21 protein-coding genes, 1 pseudogene and 1 other annotated feature are annotated in these 22,929 nt (G+C 40.1%); of the genes and pseudogenes, 14 read left to right on the top strand and 8 right to left on the bottom strand.

Annotation, left to right across the window (positions count from 1 at the left end):
- The first annotated feature begins 5 nt into the window (after nucleotides 1-5).
- The 3 genes from mobB to QV04_RS00770 all read left to right on the top strand — a co-directional run bounded on the left by mobB (nucleotide 6) and on the right by QV04_RS00770 (nucleotide 3,659).
- On the top strand, nucleotides 6-518 hold the full coding sequence (gene mobB / locus QV04_RS00780) for a molybdopterin-guanine dinucleotide biosynthesis protein MobB (protein WP_065230663.1): 513 nt from the start codon (nucleotides 6-8) through the stop codon (nucleotides 516-518).
- Between the two features lie 3 nt (nucleotides 519-521).
- Nucleotides 522-1,925, top strand: coding sequence for a DHA2 family efflux MFS transporter permease subunit (locus tag QV04_RS00775; protein WP_065230664.1), 1,404 nt, complete (start codon nucleotides 522-524; stop codon nucleotides 1,923-1,925).
- Between the two features lie 129 nt (nucleotides 1,926-2,054).
- A complete protein-coding gene (locus tag QV04_RS00770; RefSeq protein WP_065230665.1) occupies nucleotides 2,055-3,659 on the top strand; it encodes an ABC transporter substrate-binding protein in 1,605 nt (534 codons plus the stop codon).
- A gap of 74 nt (nucleotides 3,660-3,733) precedes the next feature.
- Here the strand turns inward: QV04_RS00770 and hisD are convergent, their stop codons facing one another.
- The 4 genes from hisD to mtr form a co-directional block, all read right to left on the bottom strand.
- Entirely contained in the window at nucleotides 3,734-5,020 is a 1,287-nt protein-coding gene (gene hisD, locus QV04_RS00765; protein ID WP_065230666.1) for a histidinol dehydrogenase, read from the bottom strand.
- Between the two features lie 9 nt (nucleotides 5,021-5,029).
- Complete coding sequence (hisG, locus tag QV04_RS00760; protein WP_039172982.1) at nucleotides 5,030-5,929, bottom strand: ATP phosphoribosyltransferase; 900 nt, start codon at nucleotides 5,927-5,929, stop codon at nucleotides 5,030-5,032.
- Nucleotides 5,930-5,959: 30 nt separating this feature from the next.
- Nucleotides 5,960-6,079: a sequence feature (His leader region), on the bottom strand.
- A 128-nt stretch (nucleotides 6,080-6,207) separates the two neighbouring features.
- Nucleotides 6,208-6,963 (bottom strand): class I SAM-dependent methyltransferase, encoded by a 756-nt coding sequence (locus QV04_RS00755; protein ID WP_065230667.1) that lies wholly within the window; start codon nucleotides 6,961-6,963, stop codon nucleotides 6,208-6,210.
- On the bottom strand, nucleotides 6,963-8,216 hold the full coding sequence (gene mtr / locus QV04_RS00750) for a tryptophan permease (RefSeq protein ID WP_065230668.1): 1,254 nt from the start codon (nucleotides 8,214-8,216) through the stop codon (nucleotides 6,963-6,965). The genes QV04_RS00755 and mtr overlap by 1 nt, the downstream gene beginning before the upstream one ends.
- 311 nt (nucleotides 8,217-8,527) lie before the next feature.
- Here mtr and QV04_RS00745 point away from each other — a divergent pair, with 311 nt between their 5' ends.
- The 6 genes from QV04_RS00745 to QV04_RS00720 all read left to right on the top strand — a co-directional run bounded on the left by QV04_RS00745 (nucleotide 8,528) and on the right by QV04_RS00720 (nucleotide 15,949).
- Nucleotides 8,528-9,799, top strand: coding sequence for a NupC/NupG family nucleoside CNT transporter (locus tag QV04_RS00745; RefSeq protein ID WP_018345547.1), 1,272 nt, complete (start codon nucleotides 8,528-8,530; stop codon nucleotides 9,797-9,799).
- A 103-nt stretch (nucleotides 9,800-9,902) separates the two neighbouring features.
- Nucleotides 9,903-10,682 (top strand): deoxyribose-phosphate aldolase, encoded by a 780-nt coding sequence (gene deoC, locus QV04_RS00740; protein ID WP_082985549.1) that lies wholly within the window; start codon nucleotides 9,903-9,905, stop codon nucleotides 10,680-10,682.
- Between the two features lie 29 nt (nucleotides 10,683-10,711).
- A complete protein-coding gene (locus tag QV04_RS00735; RefSeq protein WP_065233100.1) occupies nucleotides 10,712-11,944 on the top strand; it encodes a phosphopentomutase in 1,233 nt (410 codons plus the stop codon).
- Nucleotides 11,945-11,960: 16 nt separating this feature from the next.
- Complete coding sequence (deoD, locus tag QV04_RS00730) at nucleotides 11,961-12,680, top strand: purine-nucleoside phosphorylase (RefSeq protein ID WP_065230671.1); 720 nt, start codon at nucleotides 11,961-11,963, stop codon at nucleotides 12,678-12,680.
- 352 nt (nucleotides 12,681-13,032) lie between these two features.
- A complete protein-coding gene (locus tag QV04_RS00725) occupies nucleotides 13,033-14,400 on the top strand; it encodes a diaminobutyrate--2-oxoglutarate transaminase (RefSeq protein ID WP_065230672.1) in 1,368 nt (455 codons plus the stop codon).
- A 16-nt stretch (nucleotides 14,401-14,416) separates the two neighbouring features.
- Complete coding sequence (locus tag QV04_RS00720) at nucleotides 14,417-15,949, top strand: pyridoxal phosphate-dependent decarboxylase family protein (RefSeq protein ID WP_065230673.1); 1,533 nt, start codon at nucleotides 14,417-14,419, stop codon at nucleotides 15,947-15,949.
- Nucleotides 15,950-16,015: 66 nt separating this feature from the next.
- Here QV04_RS00720 and QV04_RS00715 read toward each other — a convergent pair whose 3' ends face one another.
- From QV04_RS00715 to mobA, 3 genes are read right to left on the bottom strand one after another with little or no spacing between them, the layout of a single operon-like run.
- Nucleotides 16,016-17,377, bottom strand: a complete 1,362-nt coding sequence (locus QV04_RS00715) for a PFL family protein (protein WP_065233099.1) — start codon at nucleotides 17,375-17,377, stop codon at nucleotides 16,016-16,018.
- 10 nt (nucleotides 17,378-17,387) lie between these two features.
- A complete protein-coding gene (locus QV04_RS00710; RefSeq protein ID WP_065233098.1) occupies nucleotides 17,388-17,660 on the bottom strand; it encodes an ACT domain-containing protein in 273 nt (90 codons plus the stop codon).
- Nucleotides 17,657-18,247, bottom strand: a complete 591-nt coding sequence (gene mobA / locus QV04_RS00705; RefSeq protein WP_065233097.1) for a molybdenum cofactor guanylyltransferase MobA — start codon at nucleotides 18,245-18,247, stop codon at nucleotides 17,657-17,659. Before mobA ends, QV04_RS00710 begins: the two co-directional genes overlap by 4 nt.
- Before the next feature lie 74 nt (nucleotides 18,248-18,321).
- Between mobA and QV04_RS00700 the strand changes: the two genes are divergently transcribed.
- The 3 genes from QV04_RS00700 (at nucleotide 18,322) to QV04_RS00690 (ending at nucleotide 19,642) form a co-directional block, all read left to right on the top strand.
- On the top strand, nucleotides 18,322-18,588 hold the full coding sequence (locus QV04_RS00700) for a YihD family protein (protein WP_039134255.1): 267 nt from the start codon (nucleotides 18,322-18,324) through the stop codon (nucleotides 18,586-18,588).
- A 13-nt stretch (nucleotides 18,589-18,601) separates the two neighbouring features.
- Nucleotides 18,602-19,243, top strand: coding sequence for a thiol:disulfide interchange protein DsbA (gene dsbA, locus QV04_RS00695; protein ID WP_039172964.1), 642 nt, complete (start codon nucleotides 18,602-18,604; stop codon nucleotides 19,241-19,243).
- Nucleotides 19,244-19,312: 69 nt separating this feature from the next.
- Nucleotides 19,313-19,642: a DUF413 domain-containing protein gene (locus QV04_RS00690; RefSeq protein WP_039172960.1), complete on the top strand. Its 330-nt coding sequence runs from the start codon at nucleotides 19,313-19,315 to the stop codon at nucleotides 19,640-19,642.
- A 73-nt stretch (nucleotides 19,643-19,715) separates the two neighbouring features.
- On the opposite strand, the gene nirK is transcribed toward QV04_RS00690, so the two are convergent.
- Complete coding sequence (nirK, locus tag QV04_RS00685; RefSeq protein ID WP_065230677.1) at nucleotides 19,716-20,810, bottom strand: copper-containing nitrite reductase; 1,095 nt, start codon at nucleotides 20,808-20,810, stop codon at nucleotides 19,716-19,718.
- Between the two features lie 305 nt (nucleotides 20,811-21,115).
- Here nirK and pdxA point away from each other — a divergent pair, with 305 nt between their 5' ends.
- Nucleotides 21,116-22,114 carry a 4-hydroxythreonine-4-phosphate dehydrogenase PdxA gene (gene pdxA / locus QV04_RS00680; RefSeq protein WP_065230678.1) on the top strand — a complete coding sequence of 333 codons (999 nt, stop codon included), beginning with the start codon at nucleotides 21,116-21,118 and terminating at the stop codon, nucleotides 22,112-22,114.
- A 26-nt stretch (nucleotides 22,115-22,140) separates the two neighbouring features.
- A pseudogene (locus QV04_RS00675) lies at nucleotides 22,141-22,587 on the top strand (ROK family protein); the annotation flags it as partial.
- Nucleotides 22,588-22,929 lie beyond the last annotated feature (342 nt).

Here is a 22,929-nt window from a genome sequence, read left to right as displayed (position 1 = left end):
TGATAATGATCCCGATGCTGGGTATTACAGGATATAGTGGTACCGGAAAAACAACGTTACTGGAAAAATTACTGCCATTGTTGACAACACACGGGATTCGTACGGCAGTGATCAAGCATACTCACCACAATGTGCAGTTGGATAAACCGGGAAAAGATAGTTGGAGAATGCAACAGGCAGGGGCAAAACAGGTTATTATGACTTGTGATCAACGCTGGGCATTGATGACGGAAACGCTCGCACCGGTTTCACTGAATTATCTTGCCACTCAATTTGATCCTCAGTTGGTCGATCTCATTTTGGTAGAGGGGTTTAAACAGGAACCTATTGCAAAAATTTTGTTGCATCGTCAACAATTGGAAAAGCCATTGCCTGAAATAGATGATTACACCATTGCATTGGCGTTAGATTATCGCTTATCCTTAAGCACAACAGATGTACCTCAGTTAGATATTAATCAACCACAGCAAATCGCTGATTTTATTGTTAAATATTTCAATCATAATCAAGGGAAGTAGTCTATGGCTTCTCAGCTAAGTAAAGAGTATCGAGGCTTGGCGTGGATCTCATCGATTGCGTTTTTTATGCAAACGCTCGATGTTACTATCTTAAATACTTCATTACCGACCATTGCACGCGATTTAAATGAATCACCGCTAAATATGCAGTTAACCATCATTAGTTATGCATTAACTGTAGCATTATTTATGCCACTTAGTGGCTGGATTGCAGATCGCTATGGTACGTTGAAAGTTTTTCGCTATTCAGTGGCGATGTTTGTTATTGGTTCGATATTCTGTGCTTTCTCCTCTTCATTAAATGTTTTAATTTTATCTCGTATTGTGCAAGGTGTTGGTGGCGCAATGATGATGCCAGTTGCCAGATTAACTTTGATCAAAACAGTGCCGAAAAGTCAGTTGTTATCGGCGTGGAATTTAATGGCAATGGCAGGATTAACCGGACCGATTATGGGACCGTTACTTGGTGGTTTTTTGGTAACTTATATGTCTTGGCATTGGATTTTTTTAATTAATATTCCGGTTGGTGTCATCGGTATTTGGTGTGCACGTTTTTATATGCCTAATTTGATAGGAACAGCAAGTAGATTTGATATTATTGGTTTTGTCCTATTCTCCGGTGGAATTGTTCTGGCTACATTAGGTTTGGATTTTATTGGTGAAGCTATGCGTGATAAGGATTTGGCTTCTTCATTCGTTGTTATTGGATTTTTACTGGTTGGGAGTTATGTGTTGTATGCTAAAGGTAAAAAACGGGTGCTATTTCCGCTTTCAGTCTTTAGAAATTCTACGTTTTCGTTAAGTATGATCAGCAATATTTTGATTAGGCTCTCTTCCGCCGGCGTACCTTTTTTATTACCGTTAATGTTGCAGTTGGGTTTGGGCTATCCGCCGGATAAAGCCGGAATGATGATGGTGCCGTTGGCAATCAGTTCAATTATTATGAAGCCGATTAATACTAAAATTATTGCGAAATTCGGCTATAAAAAGACTTTAATTTGCGTCAGTGTGTTATTAGTTTTGGCTATTCTTTGTTTAGGCTTGATCGGTATCTATCAGCAATTATGGTGGACCATTATCAGTATAATATTTTATGGTGCTTGTATTTCAATGATTTTCTCCAGTGTCAATACTTTGATGGTCAGCGAATTAAAAGATGATCAAGTTAGTGCTGGTACAACGCTATTAAGTGTGGTACAACAGATTGGTATCAGTTTAGGAATTGCCGCTGCTTCTGTGGTATTAAACTTATACTATCAGCATACAGCGCAAGGTACGGAGTTGATTGCGAGTTTTAGTTATACCTTCTTTACCTTATCTATTTTTGGCATATTATCGTTGGTAACATTCTTGTTTTATCGAACAGATGTTGGGGCTGTAATGCAAAATAAACGTGGTGAATCATAGTTATTCAATTTGGTTATAAAACGAAACTTTTTGTTATTTCAGTTTAAGTTCTGATTGACTATGCTATATCGCTATAGTGCGTAAGTTTGATCTTGGACGCATAATAAAACATTACTTAGGAGTAATCAGATGAAGTTAAAATCAGTTTTTGCTTTAAGTGCAGTGGCAGCGACTTTATTAGGAGCAGCTAATTTTGTTTATGCAGATAAAACCTTTATTAACTGTACCAGCCGTTATCCGCAGGGAATTAGCCCGGCATTGGTAATGGATGGCATTTCTTATAATGCCAGTTCACAGCAAGTTTATGATCGTTTAATTAACTTTAAACGAGGATCGACTGAGATTGAACCGGGATTAGCAGAAAGTTGGGATATTTCTACCGATAATTTGACTTATACTCTACATCTTAGAAAAGGTGTAAAATTCCACAGTAGTAAAAATTTCAAGCCAACACGTGATTTCAACGCTGATGATGTGATTTTTTCTTTTATGCGTCAGCTTGATCCTAATCATCCTTATCACAACGTGTCGAAAGGCACCTATCCTTACTTTAATGCGATGAAATTTCCGCAATTATTAAAATCGGTTAAAAAAGTGGATGATAATACCGTAGAAATTACCCTAACTCGTCCAGATGCTACCTTTTTACCGACATTAGGAATGGATTTCCTCTCTATCTACTCATCGGAATATGCAGATCAAATGATGAAAAAAGGTACGCCGGAAAAAGTAGATACCGATCCGATTGGAACAGGTCCATTTGTTTTTGCAGGTGCAAAATTGGATCAGGCACTGCGTTATAAAGCTAACCCAAATTATTGGCGTGGTAAAACCCCGATTGATACTTTAATTTTTAGTATTACGCCGGATGCCACAGCACGTTATGCAAAATTGCAGAAAGGGCAGTGCGATATGATTGATTTCCCGAATGCTGCAGATCTTGAACGGATGAAGAAAGATCCTAAAGTTCAATTAGTTTCTCAACCGGGATTAAATGTTGCTTATATTGCGTTTAATACTGAGAAAAAGCCGTTTGATAATGAAAAAGTACGTCAGGCATTAAATTATGCTGCGGATAAATCAGCGATTATTGAATCCGTGTATCAAGGTGCTGGTATTCCTGCAAAAAGCCCTTTGCCACCTACAATTTGGAGCTATAACAACAGTATTCAAGATTACCCATTTGATTTAGAAAAAGCGAAACAGCTTTTAGCGGAAGCAGGTTTCCCTAATGGTTTTGAAACCGAACTATGGGTGCAGCCGGTGGTGCGTGCTTCTAACCCTAATCCTCGCCGTACCGCAGAAATTTTACAGAATGACTGGGCAAAGATTGGTGTAAAAGCAAAATTGGTCAGTTATGAATGGGGTGATTATATTAAGCGCACTCGTGCTGGAGAGTTTACTGCCGGAATTTATGGTTGGTCAGGTGATAACGGTGATCCGGATAACTTTTTATCGCCATTGTTAAGTTGTGAAAATGCCAATAACGGTAGTAACTATTCTCGTTGGTGTAATAAAGAGTTTGATGCTTTGCTGGCAAAAGCAATAGTTACTTCAGACAAAAATGTGCGTACTCCGTTATACGAACAGGCACAGGAAATTTTCCATAAGGCAGTGCCGTGGATTCCAGTGGCTCATTCGGTCAGCTATACACCGTTAAGCCCACGTGTTCGTAATTATGCGCAGAGTCCGTTCGGGTATAATGCATTTTATGGTGTTGATATTGTTGAGTAAAGTTTAAAGAAGCAAAAGAAAAAGCAAAAGCGGGTAATTTGATTTACCCGCTTTTTGTTTGCTTTGTTACCTGCTTATTTTAAGCTGTTGCATCTCAGGGTAACGGCATTTTTATGCGCTTGTAACTGTTCAGCTTCTGCCATTAATTCAACGGTTTGCGCAAGATCTAAGAAGCCTTGCGGCGTTAATTCCTGAACGGTCATTCGTTTACTAAAGTCCGCTAAACCAAGACTGGAGCTGGTTTTACTATAACCATAGGTTGGTAAAACGTGGTTGGTACCGGAGGCATAATCACCCATACTTTCCGGTGAATACGCACCTAAGAAAATTGAACCGGCGTTATCCAACTGCGGTAATAAGGCTCTTGCCTCTTTCACCTGCACAATTAAGTGTTCTGGCGCATAATCATTACTGATTCCAACACATTGCGCTAAATCCTGCGCCAAAATAATACGACTGTGTGATAACGCTTTTTCAGCCGTTTCCGCACGCGGCAGCTGTGCGAGCTGGCGTTGGATTGCCAATTCTGTCTGCTGTGCCAATGTTTCACTGGTGGTAACCAAAATAACTTGAGAGTCAGCACCGTGTTCTGCCTGTGATAACAGATCTGCCGCCACAAATTCCGGATTAGCAAATTCATCAGCGATAACCAATACTTCTGAAGGCCCAGCCTGCATATCAATAGCAGCACCGTTAGGATCTTGGCTAACTTGACGTTTTGCTTCAGTAACAAAAGCATTTCCCGGTCCGAAAATTTTATCTACTTTCGGGATAGATTCTGTACCGAATGCCATCGCCATTATCGCTTGAGCGCCGCCTACCTGATAAATGGTTTCTACTCCACATAAAGAAGCTGCATATAGAATTTCATCTGCAATAGGAGGTGGGGAACAAAGAATAATCTGTTGACAACCAGCGATTTTAGCCGGTGTTGCTAGCATTAATACTGTTGAAAACAGCGGCGCAGAACCACCCGGAATATAAAGTCCAACTTTGTTGATTGGGCGAGTTAACACTTGGCAACGAACGCCTGATTGAGTTTCTAAATCAACAGGTTGTGGTTTTTGTGCTTGATGAAAAGTTGCAATATTACGTTGTGCAGTCTGAATAGCTTGTTTTAATTGTGGATCAATACGAGCTTCAGCTTCAGTAATCTGTTGTTTGGTTACTTTTAGCTGGGGCAATTTAACCTTATCGAAACGCTCATTGAGTTGAAACAGCGCCGCATCGCCTTGAGAAAGAACTAATTCACGGATTTCATCCACTGCCGCTTGAATCGTTTTTGAACTACCGATAGCTGGACGTTGCATTGCTTGGCGGCGTTGTTGTTGATCTAAATTATTCCAAATAAGAGTCTTCATAACGATTCCTTAATTCATCATTTTTTCTATTGGTAATACTAGAATAGAACTTGCACCGATTGCTTTTAATTGTTCCATTGTTTCCCAAAATAGGTTTTCTTGGCTTACCATATGGAGTGCTACACGATCATCTTCGTTTGCCAGTGGCAAAATAGTTGGATCTTCAACCCCCGGTAATAAAGCGACAACTTCTTTTAATTTGCTCTTAGGTGCGTGCAACATAATGTATTTAGATTCTCTAGCCTGCATTACGCCTTGAATACGTGTTAATAATTTATCAATTAATTGTTGTTTTGTCGGTTCTAAAGTTCCGGTTTGTTGAATTAAGCAGGATTTTGAACGATAAATAACATCGACTTCACGTAATCCATTTGCTTCAAGAGTCGCACCGGTAGAAACTAAATCGCAAATGGCATCGGCTAATCCGGCACGAGGCGCTACCTCAACCGAGCCGTTTAATAAACAGCTTTTGAATTTTAAGCCACGTTCATTCATAAAGCGTTTTAATAATTGCGGATAAGACGTTGCGATACGCATATTATTGAGTGATTCTGGTCCATCATATTCGGCATCTTGAGGCACGGCTAATGATAAACGGCAGCCACCGAAATCAAGACGAGTCAACATTTTATAATTGGCTTCTTCACCGCTGGATAGCCGTCGAAGTTCTTCTTCCTCCAGCACATTCTCACCGATAATACCAAGATCTACCACTCCATCGAAAACTAATCCGGGAATATCGTCGTCACGAACACGCAAAATATCTATTGGTAAATTCTCTGCGTAAGCAATTAAACGCTGTTCATTTAAATTAATTTTTACCCCGCATTGTTTGAGTAATTCTTGTGATTCTTTACTTAAACGACCTGATTTCTGCATTGCAATGCGTAAACGAGATTTATCTGACATTGTGTAACTTCCTTTTTTTACTTGTTAAATATTAAAAAACCCTTCGAAATGACTTCCGAAGGGTGTAGCTGAAATTTGTACTCTCGGAAGTTGAATCTTCCAAGCAATACCAAACGCCTGAAAGATTATTCAGTAACGTGATGGTGATGATGAGAGTAACGAATAAATAACATTTGCTTAATCCTAATTGAAAAATTTTATTTAAACTATGCGATTTTTTTTGATTATGCAAGTTTTTTCTCTAAAAAAAAGGATAAATTTTAAACTCTTTGTAACCTTTATTGTTTTATTGCTTTCACAAATAAGAGTACTGGACGATGTTGTAGATCTTTAAACTCCTGATGCCATTGCTTTTGATCGGTAAGCATAGGTTCTTGCAATTGTTCTATTTGAAAACCGTTATTGATCAGATCATTAACAATAGTTGATATAGTACGATGATAGGTTTTAAATGGTTGTTTAAACCAATTTCGTTGTCGTTCTCCTTCATCACGATAAAAGTTGAGGCGATAGGCAATTTGCTGCTTATTTTCATCTTTTAACCAACGATCTCCGCCTTGATAGCAAGTGACAATCGGGTGTTCTTGAGAGAAGACAAGGTATCCGTTCGGTCGCAATCTTGCGTAAATTTGTCGCAATAGCGCAGGAAAATCTTCGATATAGTGAAAAGCGAAAGAACTGGTAACAATATCAAATTGTTGATCGGTGTATTGTGATAAATCCTGCATTGCGCCGGCGAACAACTTAAATTGATCGGTGTTAAATCCGGCACTTTTAAGATTTTTAGCCGCTTGTTCCAGCATTTTGGTCGATAAATCGATGCCGATGACCTGTTTAGCACCTTGCTGTAAATAGTGCAATAAATGCGAACCAGTTCCGCAACCGAGATCAAGGATAGTTTTATTGCTCACATCCCCAACCATTGCAAACATAGTCGGTTTTTCGACAATTTCATTCAAGCTAATCGGATTTTTCCGCAGTTTTTGATATAACTCGAAAAAATCCGCTTGATCATAAATACTGGTCCGCATCATTAACCTTTAAATACAGGCAAATAACCGAAACGAGCGGCTAGTTGTGCGATGATATTTAACACACCGAACAGAATGATGAAGTAAATCATAAAATTGCCACCGAATACGGTATAGTTTTGATCCGGGAATTTTTTGCGGCAGGCACGCGCCAATAATGCCGGTACAATGGCTGCCCAAATGGTTGCCGCTAAACCGGCATAGCCGATTGCAATCACGAAACCGAACGGAAATTGCAAACTGAGTAATAACGGCGGTAAGAAAGTAATTAAGGTTGTTTTTGTTCTGCCGCTAATGCTGTCATCAAATTTAAACAGATCGGCGATGTAATCAAACAGCCCTAAAGTCACACCGAGGAATGAACTGGCAATCGCCATATAGGCAAAGAAGTTTAGAATAACCGCCATATATTCTGTTTGAATATATTTATTTAAAGCGCCGAGCAATGCGGCAATATCACCATCTTTTTCGATAACTGGTGCAAATTCCTGACGAGGCAAATTGCCTTGAATTGCCAACTGCCATAAAACATAAATCAACAATGCGATTAATGTGCCTAAAATGATCGCTTTCTGTACGCGTTGACCATCGCGATCATAATATTTGACTAAACTCGGTACGTTGCCGTGAAAGCCGAAAGAGACCAAGCAGACCGGCAGCGCTGCAAGTAGATAAGGGAGATAACTTTGCTTACCTTGGGCAATGGTATTGAATAAAACTTCAGTTTTTACTGAAGTTAATAAGCCGGTGGTGGAAAGGAAAAAAGCAACGACCATACCAAAAATTAACACAGTGGTAAAACGGTCTACCGCTTTAGTGGATAACCAAACAAATGCGGCAAGAATTAAGCAGAAAATCAGTGAGCCGTAACTTCTTCCCAATTCGACTGCATTGCTGTCGGTGGTAAGCAGTTGATTAAGCAGATTTTCTGTAATGCCGCCACCTGAAGTGATATAGGCGTAAGTTAAAATATATAGCACGAACACAAGCGATAAACTATTGATAATATTCATACTATTGCCAAGTAAATCTTTTACGATAGTACTAAAACTCGCACCTGTCGGATAATGCAAGTTGGCTTCTAAAATCATTAATCCGGAGGTGGTCATACAGAACCAAGTATAGATTAACGCAAGAATTGAGCCGACAAACCATAAGCCGGCGGTCGCGGTCGGGTTAGCAAACATTCCGGCACCGATTGCCGTTCCGGCGATAATCATTGCACCACCAAGTAAGGAAGGAATTTTTTGGTTCATAATCTGTTCTCCGATAAAAATTTTGCACTATTATAGTAGTACATTGTAAAAAGTAAATAGTGAAACGAATGTATTTTTCAGTAGATAAAGCGAACAAGAAAAATTTTTTTGTTATAAAAAATGAGGCTAAATGATAAAAATGTGCTTTAAGTAATCGATTCTGTTCTCATTTTTACAATTTTTTCAGCAAATTTTTCAGAAAAAAGGTATAGTTATCAGCGTTTATCCTAAGGTAGAGAATATTTGATGCTATGGGATAACTTGAGGGTTTCTTCTATCAATTAATAGCCATTTTCCAATTAGGGGTAGTTATGGACTCACTTATGAGTATTATCGGCATTGTTGTGTTATTGGCAATTGCCTTTCTATTATCAAATAATCGCAGAGCGATCAGTCTTAGAACGGTCGGTGGCGCATTCTTAATTCAAATCGGTATCGGCGCATTGGTGCTTTATTCGGAGTTAGGGCGTCAAGCATTGCTCGGTGCGGCAGAAGCTGTGAACAAAGTTATTGCATACGGTAATGAAGGAATTAGTTTCCTTTTCGGTGGTTTGGTCAGCGATAAAATGTTTGAGTTGTTTGGCGGTGGCGGCTTTATTTTTGCTTTCCGGGTCTTGCCGGCAATCGTTTTCTTCGCCTCTTTAATTTCTGTGCTTTACTATTTAGGCATTATGCAATGGGTTATCCGTTTAATCGGTGGTTTCCTCCAAAAAATTCTTGGTACGTCTAAAACTGAGTCTATGTCTGCCGCAGCCAATATTTTCGTAGGACAAACCGAAGCGCCATTAATCGTGCGTCCGTATATTGCCACAATGACACAATCTGAATTGTTTGCAATTATGTGTGGTGGATTGGCTTCTGTTGCCGGTTCAGTAATGATCGGTTATGCACAAATGGGCGTGCCGCTCCCGTATTTGATCGCAGCATCATTTATGGCGGCACCGGGCGGATTATTATTCGCAAAAATCCTATTCCCACAAACTGAAAAAACCAATGATGAATTGAAAGCAAACGATGTGGATGAAAAACCATCCAATGTGCTTGATGCGGCGGCAATGGGTGCTTCTTCAGGTATGCAGTTGGCGATGAACGTTGGTGCGATGTTACTTGCTTTCATTGCGTTAATCGCATTATTGAACGGTATTATCGGCGGCGTTGGCGGTTGGTTCGGTTATGGTGAGCTTAATCTACAAACTATTCTTGGTTGGGTGTTCCGTCCGTTAGCTTGGGTGATCGGCGTACCTTGGAATGAAGCTGAAATTGCCGGTGCAATGATTGGTGAAAAATTGGTATTGAATGAATTCGTTGCTTACGTTGATTTCGTTAAATATCTTTCTCCTGACTCTTCGATAGTCTTGGCGGAAAAAACGAAAGCGATTATTACTTTTGCACTTTGCGGTTTCGCTAACTTCAGCTCAATTGCGATTTTAATCGGTGGTTTGGGTACAATGGCACCGAATCGCCGTAAGGATATTGCTCGACTTGGAATTAAAGCGGTTATTGCCGGTTCCCTCTCCAACTTAATGAGTGCGGCAATTGCAGGGTTATTTATCGGTTTGGTTGGACCTGTATTAATGGGATAGTAATTGTGCTAGAATAATGCACAGTAAAACACCACGGCAATTTGTCGTGGTGTTCTGTTATTAGGGGATAGAAAACGTTTGCTTTTCTAAAAAAGGAAGAATTATGACAATGCTTACTCGTACTCAAGCGGCTGAATTAGCCCTATCCTTAATGGATTTAACAACATTAAACACGGATGATACAGATGAAATTGTGATCTCACTTTGTGATAAAGAACAAAATAGCATCGGGCAGACTGCTGCGGTTTGTATTTATCCACCATTTATTCAAACTGCAAAAACAAGATTACAACAACTAGGTTATCCGCAAGTGAAAGTGGCAACGGTAACGAACTTTCCACAAGGCGCAGCAGATATTGAATTGGCGAAAGCCGAGACGGAAATGGCAATTAAAGCCGGAGCTGATGAAGTGGATGTAGTATTTCCATATCGTGCTTTAATGGCAGGCGATGAGAAAATTGGAGCAGAATTGGTAAGAGCCTGTAAACAGGTATGTGGGAATAAAGTACTCAAAGTGATTATCGAAAGCGGAGAATTAAAAACGGCGGAGTTGATTCGTAAAGCTTCTGAAATTGCCATTCGTGCTGGTGCTGATTTTATCAAGACTTCAACTGGAAAAGTGACGGTTAATGCAACTTTGGATGCGGCAAAAGTTATGTTGGAAACTATTCGTGATTTAGGTGTTCAAGATCGTGTCGGTTTTAAAGCAGCAGGAGGTGTTCGCACTGCTGAAGAGGCTCAGCAATATTTACAACTTGCAGCGGATTTGTTCGGTGAACAGTGGCTTATACCTCGTCATTTCCGTTTTGGTGCTTCAGGTTTATTAAATGATTTATTATCAACTTTAGGTGAGAAGGAAATAGCGGCGAGTGCCGGTTATTAATCATCATAATCAAATGAAAGAGGGATATTATGAAACGTGTATTTATTATGATGTTGGATTCTTTCGGTATTGGGGCGGCGGAAGATGCTGATAAATTTGGTGATGCTGGTTCTAATACTTTGGGTCATATTGCACAACGTTGTGCTGATGGATTGGCTAATGAAGGGCGTGAAGGCGTATTGAAAGTGCCTAATTTGACTAAATTAGGGCTAGGATTGGCAGCGAAAGAGTCGTGTGGCGTATTTCCAGCCGGTTTGGATGAAAATGCGGAGATTATTGGCGGTTATGCTTATGCGAAAGAAATTTCATCAGGTAAAGATACGCCATCTGGTCACTGGGAAATTGCCGGTGTGCCAGTTTTATTTGATTGGGGTTATTTCCCAAAACACGAAAATTCATTTCCACAGGAGTTATTGGATCGTATTGTGGAAAAATCAGGCATTCCAGGCTATTTAGGTAATTGCCATTCATCCGGTACTGTTATTTTGGATCAATTGGGTGAAGAACATATGCGTACTGGTAAACCAATTTTTTATACGTCTGCTGACTCTGTATTCCAAATTGCTTGCCACGAAGAGACTTTCGGTTTGGAAAAATTATATGAACTTTGCCATTTAGTGCGTGAAGAGTTGGAGGGGTACAATATCGGTCGTGTTATTGCGCGTCCGTTTATTGGCGATAAAGCAGGTAATTTCCAACGTACCGGAAATCGTCACGATTACTCTATTGAACCGCCTTCAGCAACGGTATTACAAAAATTAGTTGATGAAAAACAGGGCGAAGTGGTGTCAATTGGTAAAATTGCTGATATTTATGCTCATACAGGTATTACTCGTAAAATTAAGGCAACCGGCTTGGAAGAGTTATTTGACCGCACATTAGAAGAGGTGCGGGCAGCCGGAGATAAAACAATTGTATTTACTAACTTTGTGAATTTTGACTCTGATTTTGGGCATCGCCGTAATGTGGCAGGATATGCATCAGCATTGGAATATTTCGATAAACGTTTGCCTGAATTGCTCAAATTGGTTACTGGGGATGATCTATTAATCATTACTGCTGATCACGGTTGTGATCCAACTTGGAGTGGAACCGATCATACACGTGAACATATCCCGGTTCTTTTGTATGGTGCAAATGTACCGAAACAATCTTTTGGTAAACGTGAAACTTTTGCTGATATTGGACAGACCATTGCCAATTATTTTGGTTTAAGTGCAATGGATTATGGTACAGCAATGATTAATTTTGAAAATAAATAACAAGAGGAAATTAGATATGGCAACTCCACATATTAATGCAGTTGATGGTGCGTTTGCAGATGTTGTATTAATGCCGGGTGATCCGCTTCGTGCGAAATATATTGCGGAAACCTTTTTAGAAAATGCGGTTGAAGTGACCAATGTACGTAATATGCTTGGTTACACTGGTTTTTACAAAGGACGTAAAGTTTCTGTGATGGGACATGGAATGGGAATTCCTTCCTGCTCTATTTACGCAAAAGAATTGATTACTGAATATGGTGTGAAAAAAATTATTCGTGTTGGTTCGTGCGGTGCAGTGCGCCAAGATGTGAAAGTGCGTGATGTGATTATCGGCTTGGGGGCTTGTACTGATTCTAAAGTCAACCGTATCCGCTTTAAAGATAATGATTTTGCTGCAATTGCTGATTTTGATATGGCACAAGCAGCTGTTCAGGCGGCAAAACAGAAAGAAGCAAAAGTGCGTGTAGGCAACCTTTTTTCAGCTGATTTATTCTATACACCGGATGTTGAAATGTTCGATGTTATGGAAAAGTACGGTATTTTAGGTGTCGAAATGGAGGCTGCTGGAATTTATGCAGTGGCAGCGGAATATGGTGCAAAAGCATTAGCAATTTGTACTGTTTCTGATCATATCCGTACCGGAGAGCAAACCAGTGCTGAAGAGCGTCAGTTAACGTTTAATGATATGATCGAAATAGCATTGGAATCTGTTTTAATCGGTGATCAACAATAAATTTTAATGATTTAATTAGGGTGCTTGTTAGCACCCTAATTTTTGTAGAAAGCAAAGAAAAAATTGGATTATTTGTATAAAAAACACTTCCTTTTTTAATAAAAATCGGTACCATACCGCCCTCATTGTGAATGAATTATTAATCTATGGTGATTTATTTGCAATTCATCTACTCTCCATCAATCATCCTTGAATTGATCCGGAGAAAGATAAAAAAGCTGAAACGCTTTTTTTAATAAGTAGCGAGTCAAAATGCCCCATGGCATCTGTTTTTTCAGGAACAGAAAGCTTAGGCTTCCCGCAAGGCACCCGACTTATTTTTTTCACCTCTATTAGAAGGTTTAGTTTTATTATGACAATTATCACTCCTGTAAAATCAATCGATAACGCCACTAATGCCTATTATTTGGATCGCCAAAATAAAATGGAATCCAATGTGCGTAGTTACCCAAGAAAATTACCTTTAGCGATTGCGAAAGCATCTGGTTGTTGGGTAACTGATGTGGAAGGGAATGAATATTTAGATTTCTTAGCTGGTGCTGGTACATTGGCACTTGGTCATAATCATCCAGCAATTAAACAAGCCATTTTAGATACCATTGAAAGTGGTTTGCCATTACATACTTTAGATTTAACTACGCCGTTGAAAGATGCTTTTACCGAAGAATTACTCTCTTTCTTTCCGAAAGATAAATACTGTTTACAGTTCTGTGGTCCATCAGGTGCGGATGCAAACGAAGCGGCGATTAAATTAGCCAAAACCTATACCGGACGCGGTAATGTGATCGCATTTTCAGGTGGCTTCCACGGAATGACTCACGGCGCATTATCTTTAACCGGTAATTTAGGTGCCAAAAATGCGGTACAAAATCTTATGGCTGGTGTGCAATTTATGCCTTATCCGCATTCATATCGTTGCCCATTTGGTATTGGTGGAGAGGCAGGAGCAAAAGCTGTTACCCATTATTTTGAAAACTTTATTGAAGATGTTGAAAGTGGGGTTGTTAAACCAGCGGCTGTTATTTTAGAAGCGATCCAAGGAGAAGGTGGTGTAGTGCCAGCACCAATTGAATTTCTACAAAAAGTACGTGAAGTGACACAAAAACACGGTATTTTGATGATTGTTGATGAGGTGCAAGCTGGATTTTGTCGTTCAGGAAAAATGTTTGCTTTTGAACACGCTAATATTGAACCTGATATTGTGGTGATGTCGAAAGCGGTTGGTGGCAGTTTGCCGTTAGCAGTGTTGGCTATTCGTAAGGAATTTGATGCGTGGAAACCGGCAGGTCATACCGGCACTTTCCGTGGCAATCAATTAGCGATGGCGACCGGTTATGCTTCTTTAAAAATTATGCGTGAACAAAATTTAGCAAAAAATGCGCAAGAACGCGGTGACTATCTAAAAGCTGAATTACAAGCATTGGCAAAACAGTATCCTTGTATCGGCGATGTGCGTGGACGCGGTTTAATGATGGGCATTGAAATTGTTGATGAACGCCAGAAAGCCGATCATACCGGCGCATTCCCGGGCGATGCCGATTTAGCGGTGGCTATCCAAAAAGCCTGTTTTGACAATCGTTTGTTGTTGGAACGTGGCGGACGTAACGGTAATGTGGTGCGTGTGCTTTGCCCGATTATCATCAGCCAGCAAGAGTGCGAAGAGATGATCAAACGCTTTACCGAATCATTAGCGGAAGCGTTAGCAGCGGTTCGTGGTTAATTGAGGATAAAAAACAATGTCAATGTTATCTCAACATAAACAGGCACTGTTTTGCCGCGATGAGCAATCTATTCAAGATTATCAGCGTGCAATGAATAAAGCGGTCGAGGCTGTTTGTCAATGGTTGCAGAATGACAAAATGTATACCGGTGGCAGTATCCGCCGGTTACGTTCAACGATTGAATTTGCGCCGACAAAAGAGGGCGCCGGTTTAGAAAATACCTTACAACGATTGGTAACCATTTTCCTCAATCCAAGTTTAAAAGTGCATCATCCGCACTCTTTGGCACATTTACACTGTCCGACAATGGTGTCCAGCCAAATTGCTGAAGTGTTGATTAATGCGACCAATCAATCAATGGACTCTTGGGATCAAAGCCCTGCCGGTTCAATTATGGAAGAGCAGCTAATTAATTGGCTGCGGCAAAAAGTCGGTTATGGCGAAGGCACTGCAGGGGTATTTACTTCCGGCGGAACGCAATCCAATTTGATGGGCGTATTGTTGGCACGAGATGCCTGCATTGCTAAACATTGGCAAAATGAAGATGGCTCGGAGTGGTTAGTGCAGCAAAACGGTCTGCCGCCGGATGCTCTGCAAAAAGTGAAAGTGGTTTGTTCGGAAAATGCGCATTTCTCGGTGCAAAAAAATATGGCAATGATGGGAATGGGATTTCAGTCAGTGGTGACTGTGCCGACCAATGAAAATGCACAAATGGATAGTGCGGCATTGGAAAAAACGCTAGCCGAACTTCAAGCGCAAGGCAAACTGGTTGCTTGTGTGGTGGCAACTGCCGGTACAACCGATGCCGGTGCGATTGATGATATTGAAGCGATTCGTGCTATCAGCGATCAATATGGTGCGTGGTTGCATATTGATGCGGCGTGGGGCGGTGCATTATTGTTATCAAAAGATTTCCGCCATTGGTTAAATGGTTTGGAGAAAGCCGATTCGGTGACGTTGGATTTCCATAAACATTTCTTCCAAACAATCTCTTGCGGTGCGTTTTTATTGAAAGATGAACGAAACTTCCGTTTCATTGATTACAAAGCAGATTACCTCAATTCTGAATATGATGAGGAGTATGGCGTACCGAATTTAGTGGCGAAATCGTTGCAGACAACACGCCGTTTTGATGCCTTAAAATTGTGGTTCACAATGGAAGCATTAGGGGAAGATCTTTATGCATCGATGATCGATCACGGCGTGTATTTGGCGCGAGAAATTCGTGATTATATTAATGCTACCGATGATCTGGAAATGTTAGTTGAGCCGCAATTTGCCTCTATTCTATTCCGTGTGAATCCGCAAGGTTATCCGGCAGAATATGTTGATCTGTTAAATCAGAATGTGGCGGATGAGCTGTTTGCACGCGGTGAAGCCAATATTGGTGTAACAAAAGTGGGTGAACAACAAGCCTTAAAAATGACGACATTAAGTCCGATTGCTACTTTGGATGATGTGAAATCTTTATTAGATCAGGTTTTATCTGAAGCGGCTAGAATTAAGGATGCTATTGTTGCCGGCAATTATGTGCCGCCGATAGCGTAAAACACTAAGCACCATTAGTTGTAAGCAGACAAGAGTAAACCTTTTGTCTGCTTTTCTTTTGTTTAATTAATTTTTCAATGATTGAACCGGTGCCGGAATACGTCCGCCGCGATTAACGAAAATTTCGCAAGATCCCTCTTTAACCGGCATAATTGGTGCATAACCAAGTAAACCACCGAACTCAACCATCTCACCGACATCTTTGCCCGGAACAGGAATAATACGCACAGCGGTGGTTTTACTGTTAATCATCCCGATTGCTGCTTCATCAGCAATAATGCCGGAAATGGTACTGGCGGAAGTGGAGCCGGGAACGGCGATCATATCCAAACCGACAGAGCAAACAGCCGTCATTGCTTCTAATTTATCCAATGTTAAAGCGCCTTGTTTAGCAGCAGCAATCATTCCTTCATCTTCGGAAACAGGGATAAAAGCACCGCTTAAACCACCGACAGAACTGCTCGCCATCATTCCACCTTTTTTCACTGCATCATTAAGTAACGCTAACGCAGCAGTTGTACCGTGTGTTCCGCAAACACTTAGCCCCATTTGCTCTAAGATACGAGCAACGCTATCTCCGATAGCAGGAGTTGGAGCCAGTGATAGATCTAAAATGCCAAACGGAATGCTTAAACGTTTACTTGCTTCTTGCCCAATCAGTTCCCCTACTCGAGTAATTTTGAAAGCTGTTTTTTTCACCACTTCTGCTACTTCAGTTAAGGTTACTGCTTGGCTATTTTCTAGAGCAGCTTTTACCACACCGGGACCTGATACTCCTACATTAATCACCGCATCACCCTCACCGGCACCGTGGAAAGCACCTGCCATAAAAGGATTATCTTCCACCGCATTACAGAAAATCACTACTTTGGCACAACCGAAACCTTCTGGCGTGATTTCAGAGGTCTGTTTAACCATTTCGCCAACCAATTTAACTGCATCCATATTAATGCCAGCTTTGGTTGAACCGATGTTGACTGAACTACAAACAATATCAGTGGTTTTCATTGCTTGCGGAATAGAGCGGATTAATACTTCATCAGAAGGACTCATCCCTTTATGCACCAATGCGGAAAAGCCACCGATAAAAGATACGCCGATAGCTTTAGCGGCACGATCTAAGGTTTGAGCAATCGAAACATAAGAATTTGCTTTAGTAGCTGCAGCAATCTGTGCAATAGGTGTGACGGAAATGCGTTGGTTTACGATAGGAATACCATATTTTGCTGAAAGTTCGCGTGCAGTTTGCACCAAATCGCCGCCAATACGCACAATTTTGTCATAAATATTTTGATTTAATACATCAATGTTATCACTGATACAGTCGTGTAAATCGATACCAATAGTAATAGTGCGGACATCAAAATTTTGATCCGATACCATTCGCAATGTTTCTAGAATTTCATAAGATTGAATACTGTTGCTCATATAGCCACCTTTAAATGCGGTACATTGCGTTAAAAATTTCAGTGTTTTGTAGGCGTAAATCTAATCCTAATTTTTGCCCCTCTTCACTGCAATAAGCGGCTAAGGTTTGATAATCTTTTTTACATTCAGTGGTATCAACCAATAAAATCATTGTGAAATAACCATCCATTAATTGTTGGCTGATATTCACAATGTTGATTTGTTGTTCGGCAAGTAATTTTGCGACATTATAGACGATACCGATTCGGTCTTTGCCGATCACAGTTAATACAGATTGATTCATTTCAAATTCCCTCTTTGGTGATAAAAAGCTAATTGTTCGAGTGAGTTTATGTTTGCAAAACAGGATTTTTGTGCTGAAAAATCAGCAGTTTCATAATGATGTTGTTGAAAAAATTGTAATACACGCCGATTTCCCTGTTGCAAATAACTCTTTAGATCGGCACTTAAAGTTCGTTTTAACAGACAACAGGTAGGGTGTTCACGTTCACCATCAGAAACATAAACAACCTCCGTGTGCTCACGGCGTTTATTCAACAAACGAGTTACTAAATTTACAGGTAAAAAAGGCGTATCACAAGGCACAAATAGCACCCAATCGTGTTTAGCTGTCTGTAATCCGCTAAACATTCCGCTTAACGGCCCAAGAAAGCCTTCAATATGATCTGAAATCACAGGCAATCCGCTTTCGGCATATTGTGATAATGAACGATTGGCACTGATGATCACTTCATCGACTTGCGTTGCAATTGCTTGATAAACCCATTGATATAATGGTTTTCCTTGTAATCGCTGTAAGCCTTTATCAACACCGTTCATTCGCCGAGCTTGCCCACCACACAAAATAACTGCACTAATCTGTTCCTGCATTGTAATCTCTTTTTGGCAATTAAAAAATTAAGTGGTATTATCGCACACCAACTAAAAACTGTGAGGAAAATCCGATGAAATGTCATCGTTTAAATGAAGTTTTAGAACTATTGCAACCTTATTGGTCAAAAGATCCGGATTTGAATTTAATGCAAATTTTGCAAAAAATTGCTAAAGAAGCCGGTTTTGATGGCGAATTAAGTGAGTTAAGTGATGAGGTGATTATTTATCATCTGAAAATGGTGGATAAAGATAAAAATGAACCGATTCCGGGAATAAAAAAAGATTATGAAGAAGATTTTAAAACTGCGTTACTAAAAGCGCGAGGAATTATTAAATAGGAGTTTAACAACGATGAAAAAATTGTTATTGGCAATCGTAACCTTGTTTTTTGCGGTGAATGTGTCACTGGCAGTGGCGGCGGAAAATTTTACTGAAGGAAAGGATTACACTTCGCTTGGCTTTAAACCGCATCCTGATGGTGGTGTGATTGAGTTTTTCTCCTTTTATTGTCCTCATTGTTATGATTATGAAATGAAATTCCATATTCCGGAAAAAATTAAACAATCTTTGCCGAAAAATGTTGAATTTAAACAATATCACGTTAATTTCTTAGGTGCTCAATCAGAAAATCTAACTCGAGCTTGGGCGTTAGCAATGGCGATTGGTGCTGAAGATAAAGTGCGTGCGCCTTTATTTGAAGCAGCTCAGAAAAACAGCCTATCTTCAATGGACGATATTCGTCAAATCTTTATTGATAACGGTATTGATGCTAAAGAGTTCGATGGTGCAATTAATAGTTTTGCTGTTAATGCATTAGTATCCGCACAAGAAATGGCAGCAGAGAAATTTAAAGTTCGTGGCGTGCCGGATTTCTATATCAACGGGAATTACCATATCGAAACCGGCAATGACAGCGGTTTCTCAAAAGTGCAGACGATTGAAGAGTTTATTCAGCGTTATGTCGATTTAACCCAATATCTTTTGAAAAAATAATTGACTTACGGCGAAAAGTTGCTTAAATGCGATTTTTCGCTTTTTGATTAAAATGAAGGAATTTTAACTATGTCTGAAAGTTTTAGCGTTACTCGTCGTTTCTTTGATGATAAAAATTATCCGCGTGGTTTTGCTCGACACGGAGATTATACTATTCGTGAATCTCAAGCGTTAGAAAATCACGGTTTAGCTTTTCTTGAGCTAGAAAATGGTAATCGTGAACCGGTTACTGAAGAAGAAAAACAATTTGTGGCTTTTTGCCGTGGCGAACGTCCGGCAGAAACTTTTTTTGAAAAAACTTGGGAAAAATATCGTGCGCGCATTTCTCGCACAAAACGTGTTTATACCTTATCGGGCGTATTGGCAAACGATGCGGTTGATGATTACAATGCCGACTAAGTTTTAGAAAGAAAATGAATAGAGCAAAAAAACGGCAACAATAAAAGTTGCCGTTTTTTATGCTTGAATTTGATTAGTGCTGAAAGCCGGTAGAAACATCCGCATCCGGATTGCGTTTGTTATACGGCTCATCCTTTAGTTTGCCGCTAAAGATCGCCGGATTTTCATCACCTGTTACCATTAATGTTCCCTTCGCACCTTTCTCAGTACGAAAAATGGAATGATCTACGAAAGTGTATTGTCCCGGCACCGGAATAGTCGTTTCCGCTATCATCGCCCCACCGGCTGGAATTAACGTAGTCTGCACATTATGATTTTTTAATGAACCGGCCTCGACATAGACCGTATCAAACGTTTTCCCAATCAAATGAAAAGAAGATACTTTGTTTGGACCGGCATTACCAACGTAAAAACGCAATTTTTCACCCACTTTGGCTTGCAAGGCCTTATTTCCCATCATTGAGGCGAAATGACCATTAAAAACGACATAATCCGGTAATTCATAACTGGCTTTTTGTGAACTGAAAACCTGTAATCCCGGTTCACTAAATTCACCACTGGTATAAAATTCGTTTTGTACAATGTAAAACTCTTTATCAACCGGCGACAATCCCGCTTTCGGCTCAACCAGCATTAGCCCGAACATTCCTTTACCAATATGTGTCGGTGCGCCAGGCATTGCGGCACAATGGTAAAGATAAAGTCCGGGAGAGAGTGCTTTGAAGCGATAAATGCTGGTGTGCCCCGGCAATGTATTACTCGCCATTGCCGTTCCGTCAGGTGCCGCTGAAGAGTGGAAATCAATGCTGTGCGGTAGTTTTGAGTTAATTGGATTGGATAAATGCACTTCCACTGTATCACCTTCACGCACGCGAATAAACGGCGCCGGCGTAGAACCGTTATAAGTCCAATATTTAAATTGCACTTGCGGCATAATTTCCATAATTTTTTCTAATGCTTCCAATTTCACTATGACACGAGCCGGATAATCACGTTTAATTGGTGCAGGCACATTCGGTGCAATTGTTAATTCTGCATCAATGACAGGAAGTGATGAAATTTCTTCTTCATCATTTTGTTGAACATTGATTGATTGTGCCTTAGCAAATAAGCTCAAATTGACGATTAAAAATACAGAAAGTAGTAAGTTTAGAGTTGTTTTTTTCATAGTTTCAAATGGTATAAGGAGAATATCAATCGAACTATTCTAGTGAATGACTGCGATTTTTCCAATAATCATAAAGACTTATTAAAACCACCTGTTCTTAATATAACATTTGGCACTTAATCATATCTAATCCATATAAAATGATTAAATAAAATCTTTTTGATTTAATTTAATCATTTTGTGATCTTGTTCACAGTTTTTACAGCTTATTTTGCATATAATTCCAACGAAATTTAGGAGTATGAGGAAGTTTATGTGATTTTCTTATATTTATATGATTAAATTTAATCAATAAGGAGTATTAAATGAAACCAGTTTTAGGAATAACAATGGGGGATGCTGCAGGGATTGGGGCTGAAATTATTGTTAAATCTCTGTCGGATAAACATCTTTATGAAATTGCTCAACCTATTGTAATTGGCGATAAGAAAATGATGCAACGAGCACTGGATTTATTGCAATCACCGTTAAAGATAAATGTTGTAGCAAATTTAGATAATTTAAATACGAAATATGGAACTATCGATTTGATCGATTTGGATAATGTGCCTGCTGATTTGATTTATTCTCAAGTAGATCCTCGAGCGGGTAAGGCAGCATATGAATATGTGGAAAAGGCGGTTCAATATGCTATGGAAAATAAAATTCAAGCGGTGGTAACAGCACCTTTGAATAAGGAAGCGTTACACGCCGGTGGGAAAATGTTTCCGGGTCATACTGAAATTTTGGCGCAATTAAGCGGCACAAAAGATTATTCAATGATGTTAGTGAGTGAAAAACTTCGTGTTATTCACGTGACAACGCACGTTCAGCTTCGTAAAGCCTGTGATTTAGTGAAAAAAGAACGGGTATTGACAGTCATTAAATTAGCAGATGAAAACGCGAAAATGCTCGGCTTTAAACAACCAAGAGTTGCTGTGGCAGGATTAAATCCGCATTCAGGCGAAAACGGAATGTTCGGTGATGAAGATAGTAAAGAAATCGTACCGGCTGTTGAGGCGGCAAAACAGTCAGGAATTAATGTCAGTGGCCCGATCCCACCGGACACTGTGTTTCATCGTGCTGCCAATTTAGATGAATTCGATATTGTGGTGGTGATGTATCACGATCAAGGTCATATTCCAATTAAATTGTTGGGATTTGATACCGGTGTAAACGTGACTGTCGGTCTACCGTTTATTCGTACTTCTGTCGATCACGGTACGGCATTCCCGATTGCAGGTAAAGGGATTGCGGACAGTAAGAGTATGACTGAATCACTTTATCTTGCCGCTCGAATGGCACAGATAAAATTTGGAAATTAAGTTTAATTAGGAGCGAATTATGTCTACATATGCAACTCAACTACCACGCATTAAAATTGCTCGGCTGGGATAACGCCCCGATTTACCAATGTGGCTGTGGCAATTCCGCCTGTTTAGACACCTATCTTTCAGGGCGAGGCTTTGAAATGCTCTATCGTGATCTCAAAGGCGAAGCCCTCTCAGCGAAAGACATCATTCAACGCTTTTACGCTCAAGAGCAAAGTGCGGTGGATTTTGTGGCAATGTTTGTGGAACTCGCCGCTATTTCTATCGGCAACATCATCACCGCCCTTGATCCCCATCTCATCGTGTTAGGCGGTGGTTTGTCGAACTTTGATTATCTCTACCAAGCCTTACCCAAAGCCCTCCCCAACCACTTAATGCGAAGTGCCAAAGTGCCAGCAATTAAAAAAGCCAAATACGGCGACTCCGGCGGCGTGCGTGGGGCAGCAGCGTTGTTTCTTTCTCGTTAAAGATAACCCCTCATTTTTTCAGCAAATTTAACTGAACGGGGCAAAACCTCGCTCGGTTTTTTTCGTTTTCTTATCAGCTTATAAAACAGGCATTTTCTCTTAAAAGTGCGGTGGTTTTTTAAACCATTTTTCATCATCTCCCCCCCCCCCCCTCTTAAAATTAGGCTAAATATTCAACAATTTCAAGGGAGTATACTCCCTGTTGTTCTCTCTTTACAGAGAGAACAAAACCCTTTGCCGAAAGGAAAAAATCTTGTTACTTCGATTGAAATATGTACAACAGAGAGAAGGGAATATTCTCACTGCTTTTTTCTTTGTGAAAACCTTTCTCTTTGCCTTATC

The sequence above is a fragment of the Gallibacterium genomosp. 1 genome (genome assembly GCF_001678575.1).
Lineage (GTDB): Bacteria > Pseudomonadota > Gammaproteobacteria > Enterobacterales > Pasteurellaceae > Gallibacterium.
Note: the sequence above shows the minus strand (reverse complement) of the source record. Positions and strands in the feature narration are given on the sequence as shown.